At 38.0% G+C, this 16,283-nt stretch carries 12 protein-coding genes; 9 read left to right on the top strand and 3 right to left on the bottom strand.

Annotation, left to right across the window (positions count from 1 at the left end):
- The first annotated feature begins 11 nt into the window (after window positions 1–11).
- Window positions 12–1,490, top strand: coding sequence for a tetratricopeptide repeat protein (locus ACTH6U_RS05625; RefSeq protein ID WP_441831786.1), 1,479 nt, complete (start codon window positions 12–14; stop codon window positions 1,488–1,490).
- A 142-nt stretch (window positions 1,491–1,632) separates the two neighbouring features.
- Here ACTH6U_RS05625 and lysC read toward each other — a convergent pair whose 3' ends face one another.
- Window positions 1,633–3,009 (bottom strand): lysine-sensitive aspartokinase 3, encoded by a 1,377-nt coding sequence (gene lysC, locus ACTH6U_RS05620; RefSeq protein ID WP_441831785.1) that lies wholly within the window; start codon window positions 3,007–3,009, stop codon window positions 1,633–1,635.
- Between the two features lie 354 nt (window positions 3,010–3,363).
- On the opposite strand from lysC, the gene pgi reads away from it, so the two are divergent.
- The 3 genes from pgi to ubiA all read left to right on the top strand — a co-directional run bounded on the left by pgi (window position 3,364) and on the right by ubiA (window position 6,669).
- Entirely contained in the window at window positions 3,364–5,010 is a 1,647-nt protein-coding gene (pgi, locus tag ACTH6U_RS05615; protein WP_441831784.1) for a glucose-6-phosphate isomerase, read from the top strand.
- Window positions 5,011–5,256: 246 nt separating this feature from the next.
- Window positions 5,257–5,778, top strand: a complete 522-nt coding sequence (gene ubiC, locus ACTH6U_RS05610; RefSeq protein WP_294101383.1) for a chorismate lyase — start codon at window positions 5,257–5,259, stop codon at window positions 5,776–5,778.
- Window positions 5,779–5,814: 36 nt separating this feature from the next.
- Window positions 5,815–6,669, top strand: a complete 855-nt coding sequence (gene ubiA, locus ACTH6U_RS05605) for a 4-hydroxybenzoate octaprenyltransferase (RefSeq protein WP_294101385.1) — start codon at window positions 5,815–5,817, stop codon at window positions 6,667–6,669.
- A gap of 105 nt (window positions 6,670–6,774) precedes the next feature.
- Here the strand turns inward: ubiA and plsB are convergent, their stop codons facing one another.
- Window positions 6,775–9,291 carry a glycerol-3-phosphate 1-O-acyltransferase PlsB gene (plsB, locus tag ACTH6U_RS05600; RefSeq protein ID WP_441831783.1) on the bottom strand — a complete coding sequence of 839 codons (2,517 nt, stop codon included), beginning with the start codon at window positions 9,289–9,291 and terminating at the stop codon, window positions 6,775–6,777.
- 126 nt (window positions 9,292–9,417) lie between these two features.
- Here plsB and ACTH6U_RS05595 point away from each other — a divergent pair, with 126 nt between their 5' ends.
- Both ACTH6U_RS05595 and lexA read left to right on the top strand, forming a co-directional pair.
- Window positions 9,418–9,792, top strand: coding sequence for a diacylglycerol kinase (locus tag ACTH6U_RS05595; protein ID WP_294101391.1), 375 nt, complete (start codon window positions 9,418–9,420; stop codon window positions 9,790–9,792).
- Window positions 9,793–9,928: 136 nt separating this feature from the next.
- Window positions 9,929–10,546: a transcriptional repressor LexA gene (gene lexA / locus ACTH6U_RS05590; RefSeq protein WP_294101394.1), complete on the top strand. Its 618-nt coding sequence runs from the start codon at window positions 9,929–9,931 to the stop codon at window positions 10,544–10,546.
- A gap of 272 nt (window positions 10,547–10,818) precedes the next feature.
- On the opposite strand, the gene zur is transcribed toward lexA, so the two are convergent.
- A complete protein-coding gene (gene zur, locus ACTH6U_RS05585) occupies window positions 10,819–11,334 on the bottom strand; it encodes a zinc uptake transcriptional repressor Zur (RefSeq protein WP_441831782.1) in 516 nt (171 codons plus the stop codon).
- Window positions 11,335–12,325: 991 nt separating this feature from the next.
- Between zur and ACTH6U_RS05580 the strand changes: the two genes are divergently transcribed.
- The 3 genes from ACTH6U_RS05580 (at window position 12,326) to ACTH6U_RS05570 (ending at window position 16,277) form a co-directional block, all read left to right on the top strand.
- A complete protein-coding gene (locus ACTH6U_RS05580) occupies window positions 12,326–12,919 on the top strand; it encodes a fimbrial protein (RefSeq protein WP_441831781.1) in 594 nt (197 codons plus the stop codon).
- Window positions 12,920–13,016: 97 nt separating this feature from the next.
- Window positions 13,017–15,506 (top strand): fimbria/pilus outer membrane usher protein, encoded by a 2,490-nt coding sequence (locus tag ACTH6U_RS05575; protein WP_441831780.1) that lies wholly within the window; start codon window positions 13,017–13,019, stop codon window positions 15,504–15,506.
- A 33-nt stretch (window positions 15,507–15,539) separates the two neighbouring features.
- On the top strand, window positions 15,540–16,277 hold the full coding sequence (locus tag ACTH6U_RS05570; RefSeq protein ID WP_294101402.1) for a fimbria/pilus periplasmic chaperone: 738 nt from the start codon (window positions 15,540–15,542) through the stop codon (window positions 16,275–16,277).
- The last annotated feature ends 6 nt before the right edge of the window (window positions 16,278–16,283 follow it).

Below are 16,283 nucleotides of genomic sequence, written 5' to 3'. Positions count from 1 at the left end.
GGATTAAATCGATGAAATTACACCATCTATTGCTGGGTCTGTGTATTAGCTATATCCCTTTTACACAAGCTGAATCGGTAAAAGGGGACTCAATAAAAGAAAAATCTCAGACCCTCTTAGTACAAACAAAACAGAATGATTTTCCTGCTGAATTTAAAAAGAAAATGACACAGGCATCTAATGGCGATGTGAATGCGATGATTGATATCGGCATTGCTTATATGGATGGGACTGAGTTTTTAGAGGCTGACGATAAAATCGCCTATCGTTGGTTTAAAAAAGTCGCTGATTTAGATAACACGGATGGTGATTATTACCTCGGTATGTTATTACAAAACCAGAAGAAATACACTGAAGCCGCAAATTGGTACCGCAAAGGTGCAGAGAAAGGTGACGCCTATTGCCAATATGCCATGGGATTTTTATATGAACGTGGTCTAGGGGTCAAAGAAGATGATAAGCAAGCCAAGGCATGGTATTCGGAAGCGGCAGAGCAAGGGCAAGCGCACGCTCAATTTGCGTTAGGTATGTTTTATCATGATGGTTTAGGGGGCGATGTTGATTATCAAAAAGCCCGTGAATGGTATGAGAAAAGTGCTGAAAATGGCATATCAGCAGCCTTTAATAATCTTGCCGTGATGTATGAGAATGGTGAAGGGCTTGAAAAAGATGATGCAACTGCCATTTATTTATATCGACAAGCTGCCAATATGGGCTCGGCAATTGCTCAAACAAACATGGGTGATTTTTATCAAAAAGGCCATCCCCTAATCGAAAAAAATAGTTATCAAGCAATTTATTGGTATAAAAGAGCGGCTTTGCAAGGTGATACATCGGGCCAGCTAGCGATGGCAAAAGCGTATGAGAATGGTGATGGCGTTGGTCTGGATTTAGTGGAAGCTTTTGCATGGTATCAACGTGCTGCACTCAATGAGTCATCGGAAGCAGGCATGAAAGTGGCTGAGTTCTATGAAAAAGGATTGGGGGGAGTAAAACAAGATAATGCTAAAGCCGTTGAATGGTATCTCAGTATGGCAGATGACGATATTACGTCGGCGCAGCTTAAGCTTGCATCGCTTTATTTAGCGGGCGGTTTGAAAGACATTGATATTAAGAATATTGTCGATTGGCTTCAATTGTCAGAAGAAAATAGTATTGATGCAAAAAATCAATTAGCGGTGTTTTATTTAACGGGTACTGGGGTTTCGCAAGATCCACGTAAAGCGCGAGAGTTATGGGAAAAAGCGGCTTTTAAAGAAAACAGTGACGCTCAAAATAATTTAGCGGTGATGTATGCAAGAGGTATTGGGGGCGATAAAAATATTTTTCGCGCTGTAATGTGGTTTGAACGTGCAGAAAAGTTAGGCAATACTAAAGCAAAACAGAATTTGACATTGCTCAAAAATGAAACAAAGGTAAAAGCAAATGAATTGCAATATACCGATGATTTACAAAAAATTTTGATGAAAAGTAAATCTAATAAAGTTTAATCTGAATTAAAATTAGCATAATGATTACCTCATATTTGAATATGCAATAAGGCTGTGTATTGGCTTGGTTTTAAGGCAGTGGCAGACTTAAATATAGACGGTCATGAATACCGTCTATATTTTTAGGAATACTAAATCGTTATTACTCAAACAAATTACTATGCAGTGTGCGAACAATTTCTTCAGCATCATCCCCTGGCACTAATAAGCAGATATTATGGCTACTTGCGCCGTAGCTTATCATGCGAATATTAAATGATTCTAAAGCTCCAAATATTTGTCGACCAAGTCCATTCACTTGTGAAAGTTCATTACCGATGATGGCAACTAACGCAAGATTCTCTTCAACTTCAACACGGCATAGTGCGGATAGTTCAGTCATTAAGGCATTGGTTAATAAGCTGCCGTTAGTGCCTGTTGAACCCGTCGTATCAAGCGTGAGTGCAATGCTGACTTCAGAAGTAGTGATGAGGTCAACTGAGATATTATGACGCAGCAAAATTGTGAAAATTTCAGCAAGAAAACCACGTGCATGGAGCATTTTAAGGCTATGCAGCGTAAGCAATGTTTGTTTACGACGTAATGCCAATGCTCTAAATTGTGGCGGGTTGGTAGTTTTATCACATACAATTGTTCCGCCATCTTCTGGTGCTTTGCTTGAGCCAACAAACACAGGTATACCTGCTCTTACGGCCGGTAGCAATGTGGCTGGATGAAGAATTTTTGCCCCAAAAGTGGCCATTTCAGCTGCTTCATCAAAGGCAATTTCATCGATACGTTTTGCATTCGGTACGACACGAGGATCTGTGGTATAGATTCCGGGTACGTCGGTCCATATGTCAACGCGAGAAAGGTCTAGGACTTCAGCAAGTAGTGCTGCCGTATAATCGCTACCGCCACGGCCGAGAGTGGTCGTTCTGCCTTTTTGGTCACGGCCAATAAAGCCTTGAGTGATCACTACTGCATCGGCTAAGCGAGGGTATAAATGTTGTTGAGCTAACGCTTTTAATTGGGAAAGCTCTGGTTCTGCGCGGCCAAAGTTTTCATCGGTTCTCATCACTTTACGGACATCAAACCATTGTGAGTTAGTACTTCTTTGACGTAAAACCTCAACAAATAACAATGTTGACATCAACTCGCCATGGCTGACCATTTCATCTGTTAGGGCATCAGATGTGGCAAGTGAGGCGGAGTCGGCTAGATGGGCAATATTTTCTAATAAGCGATTTACTTCTTCACGAATAATATCTGCGGTTTGTAGTTTATCAATGATCGCATATTGAATTTCTTTGATTTTTTGCAGTAGCTCGTTACGTTTATCTGCATCACAACCTTCAGCCAGTTCTATCAGTAAGTTGGTAATGCCTGCGGATGCAGACAGCACCACTACACGCACATTACGGTTGGATAGAACAATATCGGCACTTTTATTCATTGCGTCGAAATTTGCGACACTAGTTCCGCCAAATTTTGCGATAACAAACTGACTATTGTCTGGTGAAGGTACGGCAGTATTCATGATTTCAATCCCTTTAGATAAACGTGTTCTTATGCTTTATATATTTAAAATGGCGCTTAGACTCTAAGTATAGAAATATCGGGTTCTATGGGCTCAGTCAATGAAGAATCGATGGAAATCAGTAATTCTAATGATAGGTAATTAATTATTTGTTTTCTCGATATACTCGTTATACCTCAAGTCACATAGCTGTTGATGACTCTGAGCTTGAATTATTTAGGGTTAGATGTAATTAGGTCTGGCTAAATAGGCCATAATTGAGGAATATCACTAGAACGCAGAAAACCGATAAGTCTCGTTTCATTGACGGGGTACAATCTATTATTATTTAAAATTGTTTGGAGAGAGTTATTTATGAGAAGTATTAATCCAAGCCAGACGGCAGCATGGCGTGCGTTAGAACAACATTTCGACCAAATGAAAGAAGTTCATATGCGTGATTTATTTGCCCAAGATAAAGACCGCTTCACTAAATTTTCAGCGACATTTGATGACCAAATGTTGGTGGATTTCTCCAAAAATAGAATTACCCAAGAAACGTTAGATAAGCTTATTGCATTAGCCAAAGAAACTGAGCTGAAAGATGCAATTAAAAGTATGTTTAATGGTGAAAAAATTAATCGTACAGAAGATAGAGCGGTATTACACACGGCTTTGCGTAATCGTGATAACACGCCTGTTTACGTTGATGGCAAAGATGTGATGCCAGATGTCAATGCGGTGCTGGAAAAAATGAGCCAGTTTAGTCAGCGCATCATTAGTGGCGAGTGGAAAGGTTATACCGGTAAAGCGATTACTGATGTAGTGAATATTGGTATTGGTGGCTCTGATCTTGGTCCATTCATGGTAACGGAAGCACTACGTCCTTATAAAAATCATTTAAATATGCATTTTGTGTCGAATGTTGATGGCACTCAAATCGCAGAAACATTGAAAAATATTAATCCAGAAACTACGTTATTTTTGATTGCTTCTAAAACATTTACCACACAAGAGACAATGACGAACGCGCACTCTGCCCGTGATTGGTTATTGGCGAGCGCAAAAGATGAAAAGCATGTTGCTAAGCACTTTGTTGCGTTATCAACCAATGCGGAGCAAGTGGAAAAATTCGGTATTGATACTGACAATATGTTTGAGTTTTGGGACTGGGTTGGTGGTCGATATTCTCTGTGGTCAGCTATTGGCCTGTCTATTATTTTATCTGTAGGTTATGACAACTTCGTTCAATTACTGGACGGTGCTTATGCTATGGATAAACATTTTACGACTACAGAGCTTGAGAATAATATTCCAGTGTTATTGGCTCTGATTGGCATTTGGTATAACAATTTTTTTGGAACAGAAACTGAAGCGATTCTGCCATACGATCAGTACATGCATCGCTTCGCGGCATACTTCCAACAAGGTAATATGGAGTCAAATGGTAAGTATATTGATCGCGATGGCAACCCTGTTTCTTATCAAACGGGCCCAATTATTTGGGGCGAACCTGGCACTAATGGCCAACATGCTTTCTATCAGTTGATCCATCAAGGCACAAAAGTGATCCCGTGTGATTTTATTGCACCTGCAGTGACGCATAATCAGTTGGGCGATCATCATGAAAAACTGCTTTCTAACTTTTTTGCCCAAACAGAAGCGTTAGCGTTTGGTAAAACGCGTGAAGTTGTTGATGCAGAGTTTGCGGCGCAAGGTAAAAATGTTGCAGAGATGGAATATGTTGCGCCATATAAAGTGTTTGAAGGTAATCGACCGACAAATTCTATTTTGTTAAAAGAGATTACACCTTATTCACTGGGTGCATTGATTGCTATGTATGAGCACAAAATTTTCACTCAAGGCGCTATTTTAAATATTTTCAGCTTTGACCAATGGGGCGTTGAGCTAGGTAAACAACTGGCGAGCCGTATTTTACCTGAGTTAGAAGATGGTGATGCTGTAGAGAGTCATGATAGTTCGACAAATGGCTTGATTAACCGCTATAAAATCTGGCGTTAATGGATTAGATTTTTCGCTGAAACAGTCTGTTTAAACACAGGCTGTTTCAATATTAATGATTCATTTATATCTCTAACTCATTATTAATTAATATTATATTAACTTGTTTTTTACAATTCGTGTTGAATATGTGACTTTTTATATAAATTGTTAGCTAACTTTAACCTTGCAGCAAAACAACGTGATATCCTACTTAATAAGAAATAAGATAACTAAACCATGTATTTTATGGTGGAAATTTAAGTAATGGATGAAACGCTTTTTACCTCTCACCCGATTCATTGGTTGCCAGAGGATGATAAAGATAATGATAAATTAGTGCCAGCCAATACCCTTAATTGGTTATTAGAACTTGGCTCTATGACTCAACGATTTGAACAACATAGCCGACAAGTCACTGTGATACCTTATTTAGAACGCTATGTGTCACCTGAAATGTTGAGTGCAGAAGAGGCCAAATGTTTACCGGCAAGTCAGCGTTATTGGTTAAGAGAAGTGATCATGTATGGGGATAATATCCCATGGTTGTTAGGAAGAACGCTTATCCCAGAAGAAACACTCACCGATGATGACCAACAGTTAGTTGATATCGGCAGAGTACCATTAGGGCGTTATTTATTTAGTCGTGATAATCTCACTCGAGATTATATTCATATTGGCTCTAGTGCGAGTCGTTGGGTTCGTCGTTCCTTGCTAAGACTGTCAGATAAACCCTTATTATTAACAGAAATATTTTTACCTGAATCACCTGCATATATTATTAAATAATAAGTAAGAAAGGAGCACGACAAAGTGGAGGGAAGTATGACGCTAAGTAAATGGCATGCATACAGCCGTTTAATGCGTATTGATAGACCCATTGGCTCACTGTTATTACTGTGGCCGACGTATTGGGCACTATGGATTGCGGCTCAAAGTACACCTAGTTTGCATATCTTAATTGTTTTCACCGCAGGTGTATTTTTCATGCGCGCTGCTGGCTGTGTTATTAATGACTTTGCCGATCGCCATTTTGATGGGCATGTGGAAAGAACAAAACACAGGCCTTTACCGAGTGGTGATGTCACCGAAAAAGAAGCCAAAATCATATTTGTGGGTCTAGTTGGCCTTTCGTTTTTACTGGTATTGACCTTAAACTCAATGACTATTTGGTTATCCATCGCGGGTCTTGCATTAGCGTGGGTATATCCTTTTGTTAAGCGTGTTAGTCATTTACCTCAGGTTGTTTTAGGTGCGGCATTTGGTTGGTCGATTCCAATGTCATTTTCTGCCGTCAGTGAATCGCTGCCTTTAGTTTGTTGGTTATTGTTTTTAGTTAATATTCTTTGGTCAGTTATTTATGACACCCAGTATGCGATGGTTGACCGTAACGATGATTTAAAAATTGGTGTGAAATCGACGGCAATTTTATTTGGACGTTATGACAAGGTCATTATTGGTGGATTGCAGCTTTTAATGATTGGCTTATTGATTGTAATAGGCTCTTTAGCAAACTTAGGAACGGCTTATTATATATCATTAGTTTTTGTGTTAGCGCTGTTTATTTATCAGCAAAAATTAATGGTTAATCGTGAACGTGCTCCTTGTTTCAAAGCTTTTTTGAATAATAACTATGTCGGTCTTATTTTATTTATCGGTATTGTTGTGAGTTATTTCTAGCAGTATTAGGAAGATAATAAACGGACAATAAAAAAGGGTAATGCCATGACGCATTACCCTTTTGCTATTCTAATTATCTAACAAGATAACAGACTAAAAATCACGTTATTCTTTTGGTTCAGGTTTCACTTCAGCTGTTTGTTCGGCAACTTTACTTTCAATAACGGGTATCTTTTTAGGTTCAGAAAGCTCATCCGTTTGGCCGACACTTTCAATCGTTAAACGAATTTCTGGTGACATTAAACGGGCGATGACGGCGTAAAGTTTCTTCGCATTTGCTGTGAAAATGTCATTTTCATCGTTATCGATATAGCCTTGCTCTTTTAAGGTATCAACCAGTGTAGAAAATACTGCTTTATCAAAGAATTCAGGTGCATTGATACCATGAAGAACAGATAAACGTTGAGCCAAAATACGACTTTCTTTTTCCAAAGTGTTCCGGCTTATTTCTGGGCTAGCACTGAGTAGAGAAAGTGTAATTGCATAGCGTTGTAGTGTTTCACGGACACCTGCCGCTAACAATTGTAATGGTCGAATACGGCGTGGATTCAGTACTACCATATCGTCATCACGTAAGCCGATAAGTTTCTGATCACTTAGCTCATTAATCAAGGTATCCACGGTTTCTGCTAAAGACTCACTGTCATAACGCATAAACAGTTCAGTTTTAAGGAACGGGTATATTTGCCCTACCTGAAAATGGATATCTTGGCGACTAATGCGCTCATGGTGCAGAACGATACTGGTAATCAACGAAGGTAATACCAGTAGGTGATGGATATTGTTGCGGTAATATGTCATTAAGACGGCATTTTCACGAGGGAGGATAATAATATCCCCCATGCTGTCTTTTTCGACTTCGAATTTATCCATTTGCAATGCATGTTCGAGCAACTGTTCCGCCGTTTTGTTCGGCGTAGTCGCGTCGGCAGTATAAGGCACATTGCGCAATAGTTGCAGATAGCACTCAACTTGTTCGATAAGTTGCTCACGGGTTAAAGAACGTTGGCGCGAAGCAAGCAAAGCGGTTGAACAAAGATTAATGGCATTCGCCGCGGCGGCATTGTTAATATTGACCATGATATTATCTGCCAGCGCGCCAACTGTTGGGTTTAGCCAAGATGGGCGTTGCGGTTCAATAGGGTCAATGGAATCACGCCAATTAGGTACGCGTTGAGTCAGGTATTGAGATAGAGAAATCGGCTGTCCAAAGTTGACATAACCTTGCCCTAAGTTGCGTAACTTACGCAAACCTCGAATCATCGAAAGGAAACCTTCTTTTTCTTTCTCTGCGCCCCGTAGCTCTTTTGCATAGGTGCCGACTTCCATCACATGTTCATAGCCAATATAAATAGGCACAATAGTGATTGGACGTGAGTCTCCACGCAGCATTGCTTGTAATGTCATCGATAACGTACCAGTTTTAGGCGTTAATAAACGACCTGTACGTGAGCGACCTCCTTCAACGAAGTATTCTATTGAATAACCCCGGGCAAATAATTCACTCAAATATTCACGAAATATTGTTGAATAGAGTTTATTGCCTTTGAATGTGCGACGAATAAAAAAGGCACCTAGACGACGGAAAATAGGTCCTGCCGGCCAAAAGTTGAGGTTGATACCTGCCGCGATATGGGGTGGAACGAGCCCTTGGTGATAAAGCACATAGGAAAGCAGTAAATAGTCCATATGGCTACGATGGGATGGAACATAAACAATTTCATGGCCATCTTGCGCTAGCTGGCGGACTCGTTCAGCGTGTTGAACGTTTATCCCTTGATAGAGTCGGTTCCAAGTCCAACTTAGGACTCTATCCGATAAGCGAACAGCTTCGTAAGAAAAATTTGCCGCTATCTCTTCCATCATATTAACCGCATTTTGTTGCGCTTTTTTGAGTGGAATTTTTTTACTGCGCGCTTCATCTTCAACCGCTTTTTCAATTGTTTTTGACGTGAGCAGTTTATTGAACAGTTCATGGCGTACAGGAAGCTTAGGTCCTACCGCGGCTAACCGTTGGCGTGAATAGTGGATCCGAGCAACTCGCGCAAGTTTATTGGCAATAATGGTGTCGGTACCGTGGTCTTGCGCCATTTTTCCGATTGAGACAATCGGTGATAAACGAACAAAACTATCGCGCCCGAGCCAAAGAATGGCAATGAATTTCTGGATACCATTGAGCAGCTTTAACGGCGGTGTTGGTGTATGACCTTCACGTCCTGGCGAGCGACCAAACATCACGGATGCAGGTAGCATCTGAATATCTAAATTTGGATTATTACGATGCAAATCTAAATAAGCATGGAATATTTTCACTGACTCTTTACGTGGATCCGGAGAATAGTAACGAAAAACACGTGGGCCATCATCGATAAATACATAGGCAGGTAATTTAATACCATTGATGTCATTATCAATTAACGGGTCAGGTAGACCGATGGCTAAACATTGGTGACGTAGCGTTAGGAGGTCGGACTTAGAGTGGTATGGCAATACATAAAGCGTAGGCCTATTTGTATCCAATTGCAGCTCAGTAATTGGGTCCGATGGAATTAGTTTACTTTTTACCAATAATTTAAGTGGTAAATTCAACATGTTGTAATATATTTTACGCCATAGTGACATAAATGATTATAGCCTCTTGTTAACAATGCTTCGCAATCATACCAGAAATCAACTGGCAAATCTGTTACTGAGAATTCACTTTGACCGCAAAAAACGATTATTGTTTGCAAATTTTAAGGAATAAATATGGCGAATCAAGATAAGGGTTTAACCCGAGTAATAAAAGCCGCGGGATACTCCCTTAAAGGTCTAAAAGCCGCATGGATAAATGAAGCTGCTTTTCGGCAAGAATCGGTCGCAGCAATTATTGCGATTATTATCGCTTTTTATTTAGATATTAGCTATATAGATAGAATTTTATTGGTCAGTGTTGTTGTGTTAGTGGCAATTGTTGAGTTGATTAACAGCGCAATTGAGGCTGTGGTTGATCGTGTGGGGAGTGAATATCACGAACTCTCGGGTAGAGCAAAAGATATCGGTTCTGCGGCTGTTTTTATCAGTATTGGTTTAGCATTATTTGTTTGGGTAATTGTTTTATGGCAGCGTTATTTTACCATCTAGTCTTGAAAGGCCCTGAAACATAACAAAAGAACCTAAATAGATAGTAAATGCCTAAGTTCAGTGATTTAACTGTTTCAAATCTCAATTTACCTGTATATACTCACAGTCTGACTGTATAAACAAACAGGGGAACGGAATGAAAGCACTGACGGCTCGACAACAACAGGTTTATGACCTGGTGCGTGATCACATCGCGCAAACAGGCATGCCACCTACACGTGCTGAAATAGCAGCAAGCCTAGGTTTTCGTTCACCTAATGCGGCAGAAGAGCACTTAAAAGCCTTAGCTCGTAAAGGTGTAATCGAAATAGTTTCTGGTGCTTCCAGAGGTATTCGTTTGCTGATGGAAGAAGCTAATGATAACCCTGGCTTACCGTTAATAGGCCGAGTTGCAGCAGGTGAACCTTTGCTTGCAGAAGAACACATTGAAAGTCATTATCAGGTTGATCCTGAGTTATTCAAACCACATGCTGATTTTTTATTACGCGTCAGCGGCATGTCAATGAAAGATATTGGTATTATGGATGGCGACCTACTTGCAGTGCATAAAACACAAAACGTTCATAATGGTCAGATTGTGGTTGCACGTATTGAAGATGAAGTGACGGTAAAACGCTTTAAGCAGCAAGGTAACCGAGTTGAATTGCTGGCTGAAAACTCTGAGTTTTCACCTATTATTATCGATTTACGTCAGCAAAACTTTACTATTGAAGGCCTCGCTGTTGGGGTGATTCGTAATAGTGATTGGCATTAGTAGACTGTATTCGTTTTGCTTTAAGTATCTGAATTTTGGCTGGCAGATTTCACTCTGATGTTAGTTATTTCTTAGTGGCGTCTGCCCGCGTGTTTTTATTGCTTTAATATCTAGTTCACATAAAGTGAACAGTTGGCTAGATATTAAGTGAAATTTTTAAATCTTGAACTTAGTTTTTCAACAAGGGTTTTATAGCAATTATTTTATAATAACACTCTTATACCAATGCCGTTATAGGCGCGTTTTCTATCGGTATATTTTTATAACAGCACTCACTTCTTCTTTATAATGGCTTGTTGTTCATGGTTATGCTCACAATGGTCATGGTCTTGACAAGCATTCACTTCATAGCATTCATGACATAATCCATGGTTTTCTACTACGGTATGCCTTAGATGAAACTTATTCTCTCCTGCTAAATCAATAATCGCAGCTTCAATTGTTGTGCAATCACTTTCAGTGACACTTCCACAGATATCACAAATCAGCATGACTGAAATATGACTAGGGTTGTCAACATGATGGCAAATAACGTAGCTATTTGTTGATTCAATTTTATGAATAAAGCCTTGTTCCATTAAAAATTCAAGGCCACGGTAAACTGTAGGGGGTTTTGCTTGAGGTTCAACTTCACGTAATAGGTCTAATAAGTCGTAGGCACTGATAGCCCCGTGCTGTTTCGCTATTAGGCGTAAAACGGTTTCTCGTTGTGGTGTCAATCTAACACCTCTTGACTGGCAAATTCTTTCAGCCATCACAAGCAACATTTCTTCGTTCATTTTTTTCATCTTACTTGTTCCCAACCTTGAAAAACTGAAACGTCTGTTACTCACAAGTTTACCATAGTTTTGTTAGTGATAGAGACTGAAAGCAACAAAGGGTACTCATGGTGAACGGTAAGTAATAATAAGTATATTTGAAAATAGAAAGAAATATAAAAAATAATATAGGGTAGAGTTTATATTTTTTTTATTTATCTATTATTTATCTATTATTTATCTATTATTTATCTATTATTTATCCGGGTGATACATACGATAAACAATTCGCACCAAATATTTAACTTTTAATAAACATTTGATAGAAATGTTATGTTACGTTTTGAACCAATTTCTAATTGAGACTTATCTGAGCAATTTTTATAAAACAAACTATAAGTATTCATTATACGACTATTTTTATCTATTGGTCTTGATGTTTGATTTTAATTGGAATTTTAATTCAAGTTTTACTGTCTATATAGATTTAAATATTGCTTTATTTTTTGTGTTTTTTTGAAATGTTTTGAAATTTTTATAAATAAAAAAGAATGTTTTATATAAATTATTCTAAATAACTACTTTGATTTATGTATTTTATCATGTTTCTAGTTTGTAACTCTGGCATGGTGTTTTTTATTGAAATTTAAAGCTGTATAAACTCATTTCGTGTGTCTTTTTTGACAATAAATATCGAAGTTGTAGAATTGACATCAGAAAATATCAAACGGTATATGTAAAAAACTCATTAAGTGTTCTATATCAATTTTCAATAATTATGAGAGAAACTTAATAATTATTATAAATGAGAATGTTGGCTTCATGAGTTCTGGTCTTTTTAATAAAACGATAAATAAGATGGATCTTATTTATATATACACCTCTAACCTGAGTGAAATTAACAAAGTCGGATTGCTGGAATAATTTCAAGGTTAAATCGATTAAGTAAATGAACTTAATTATTTACCAATAAAAATCAGTAAAGAGGAAGCTTCTTCCTACTTATTTAAAGGTAACGTTTATGAAACTGAATAAATTAGCATTAACTCTAGCTCTTGGTTTTGGTGTCGGTGTTTCTGGTGTTGCATTAGCAGAAGATCCAGTTGTACCTGCAACAGTTGAAAGTTCACAAGGTGAAGTTCGTTTTATTGGCTTTATTAATGATGTTCCATGCTCAATTGATGCCGATAACTTGAAACAAGTTGTTGATTTCGGTGAAATTGCTTTACATGAACTGACTTCTAACCAATTCCGTTCAGATAGCAAAAATTTTGATATCGTATTAAAAAATTGCTCAACTGAAACTTACAAAAACGCGAAAATCACTTTCACAGGTTCTACAATTTCTGGTTTCACAGGTTTTACAGGTGAATTACTAGGCTTAGGTGGAAAAGTGAAAAATGCAGGTATCATTATCACTAATGGTTCTGACAAAGTTGTTGAATTTGGTAAAGAATTCCCAGGAACTGGTACTGGTTATGCTTTAAACAATGGTGATGGCTCAGAAACAACTTTGCATTTCGCGGCTTATGTTAAAGGTAACGAAGCTGCAGATGCAAAAGCAACTACTGGTCGTTTTGACACTGTTGCTAACTTCAAAATCATCTACCAATAAGCTTAAGCTTATTTAGATTGAAACATGTGGCGTTATTTACGCCATATGTTTCTAGCTTATTTTTTATTTTGTTGTTTTTAATTGGCGGCATTATTTAATGAAAAGCATGAAAATCAATTTAATTACAAAATTAATGCTTTTAATGTTAACGCCTATGCTTGCATTTTCTGAAGAAGCTGTCGATTTTAATACAGACTTTTTAGAAGCTGAAGGCACAGAAAATGTTGATTTCAGTAAATTCTCTCATGCTAATTACGTCCCGCCTGGAAATTATTCTCTTGCTATTGAAGTTAACCGTGTAAAGGTGGCGATTGAACAACCAATTATATTTTTTAATCCTAATTACGATGATAAGGTTTCTTTAGCCTGTATTACGCCCGAAATTTATGAATTATTGGGATTAAAAAATGATTGGAGCGCTAAAATAAAATGGCTAAATGACGGAAAATGTTTGGATATCCGTACTATTCCTGAAATGAGCATTCAAGGCGATTTAGCGAAGAATGTGGTGAGTATTAGCATTCCCCAAGCTTTTATGGAATATCAAGACCCTGATTGGGATCCGCCTTCTCGTTGGGATGACGGTATCTTAGGTGCCTTTATTGATTACAATGCTACAGGCCGTGTAGTGAATAAACAAAAAGGTGATAAAGGAACGGAATCTGGCGTAACAGCAACAGGTACCATGGGTGCTAACCTTGGTGTATGGCGCCTAAGAGCTGATTGGCAAGCTCAACAAGGTGATTTAAATAAAGGTAACCAGTCATGGGCTTGGAACCAACTTTATTTATATCGCGCTATCCGTGCATTGAATTCACGCTTAACCATTGGTGAGCAATACTTATCCTCAACGTTGTTTGACAGTATTCGTTATATTGGTGCCAGTTTAGAAACTAATGAATCTATGTTGCCACCGCGTTTACAAGGTTATGCACCAGAAATTGCGGGTGTAGCTAAGACTAACGCAACTATTATTGTTAGGCAGGATGGCCGCATAGTTTATCAATCTGAAGTGAGTCCGGGACCATTTCGTATTCAGGATGTAAACTCGTTTGGTGGCGGTACTTTGGATATCACTATTCAAGAACAAGATGGTAGTACTACAAATTATCAGGTAGAAACATCTCGATTGGGTACATTAACGCGCCCAGGACAGCTTATTTATCAATTTGTTGTTGGTAAGCCAAGTAAAGGTGAGCATAGCACTCAAGGTCCGGCATTTAGCTTAGGTTCCTTATCATGGGGTGCAACAAATAATACCACATTTTATGGTGGTATTTTAGGGTCGTCTGACTACCAAAATATGGCAATTGGTTTTGGTCGTGATCTTGCACCATTTGGTGTGCTATCTGCGAACTTGAATATATCTCGAGCTGTAATGGGGAGTTTAGATAATAACCGAACACTCACTGGTAATTCATATAATTTAACTTACTCCAAGCAGTTTGATGAAATTAACAGTCAAATTACTTTTGCGGGCTATCGATTCTCCGAACGAAACTACATGAATATGAGCCAGTTTATTAGTCGTCGCTATAATGGTGATACGGTTGATAGTGGTAAAGAATTATATACAATTATATTTGGTACGGCATTCCCTGATTATAATACCAATATGTATTTAAATTATTCGCATCAAACTTTTTGGAATAGAGCTTCGACGAATCAGTATAACGTGACAATTTCTAATTATTTTGATTTCGGTAAGATGAAAAATATTAGCTTAAGTTTGACGGCTTATAAAACCAAATCACGCGATAGTGATGATGATGGTATTTATTTAAATTTAAATTTACCACTAGAAAATAATGACTCCAGTATTAGTTACTCAGGATCTTATAGCGGTAACAACCATAGCAATAATGTAAATTACTATAATCGTATTGATAATCGTAGCTCTTATTCTGTTTCAACAGGGACTTGGGATAAAGAAAAAATCACCACATCAGGTATGTATAACTATGATGGGGATACAACTCAGGTGAATGTCAACGGAACCTATATTCAAGATAACCAATCAACGCTATCCATGCAGTTAAAAGGTGGTTTTACGATGACCCCAGAAGGTGGGGCATTACATCGTAATAATTCGATTAGCGGCGGCTCAAGAATTTTAGTTGATACAAATGGAATTGAAGGCATCCCTATTCAAAATGGTGTGACACCAGTAAAAACAAATCGGTATGGTAAAGCGGTGATAACCAGTGTTATGGATTATAATCGTAATAACTTAAAAATTGATTTAAAAAATGTGCCAGATAACGCAGAAGCAATACAGTCAACACAGTATGCAACATTAACTGAAGGTGCCATCGGTTATCGCAAATTTAATGTGATACAAGGTGAAAAATTATTAGGGACAATCAGTCTTGCAGATAATAGTTATCCACCATTTGGTGCTTCAGTTGTGAATGATAAAAAGGTTGAAGTAGGGATTGTTTCAGATAATGGATTTGTTTATTTAGCGGGTATTAACCCATCAGATGCGCTTGAGGTGAATTGGGGTGATAAAACCACATGCCATATTCAACTGCCTGAAAAAATAGATAGTACAATGGCAAATACTATATTACTGCCATGTCGATAATTATAAATATGTTTTAACGTCAACGGTGAAAATATGAAACTTTTAAATAAAGTCAGAATAATAACAGTAATAAGTACTTCTTTACTTGTTCAATCTGCTTATTCAGCGATTGCACTCGATAGAACACGTGTTATTTATAATGAAAATGATAAATCTGTGAGTGTTGGCTTAACCAATGAACACAAAACAAGCCCGTATTTAGCGCAAACATGGATAGAAAACGATAAAGACGAAAAAGTAAATTCACCTTTTATTGTTACGCCTCCGGTACATCGCTTGGAAGCTAATTCAAAGAGTCAGATTAAAATTCAAGCTATTCCTGCGGTTGCACAACTCCCAAAAGATAGGGAAAGTGTTTATTTCTTGAATGTGAGAGAAATACCGCCGCGTAGTGATAAAGCTAATGTTTTACAAATCGCTTTGCAGACTAAAATTAAGCTTTTTTATCGCCCGACTGCGATTTCTACAAAAGAAAGAATGGATATTATTCCTCAGGAAAATGAAATAAAAATCGCGAAACAAGGTGGTAATTATATTGTTAAAAATCCATCACCTTTCTTTTTATCAATAACTAAATTGAAAAAAGGTGCTACGGATACTGAAAACTTTGAACCTGTTATGGTTCCGCCTCGTGGTGAAATAAGTTTAGGAAAATCCGCTGGTGATATTGGTTCATCGCCTACTTTAGTTTATCTCAATGATTTTGGTGGCACCGTTGATTTGAAATTCAACTGTGGTGCAACTGAGTGCACTGTGATACCGAGAAAATAAGGTTGA

The organism is Providencia sp. (assembly GCF_052096715.1).
In the GTDB taxonomy this organism is placed as follows: Bacteria; Pseudomonadota; Gammaproteobacteria; order Enterobacterales; family Enterobacteriaceae; genus Providencia.
Note: the sequence above shows the minus strand (reverse complement) of the source record. Positions and strands in the feature narration are given on the sequence as shown.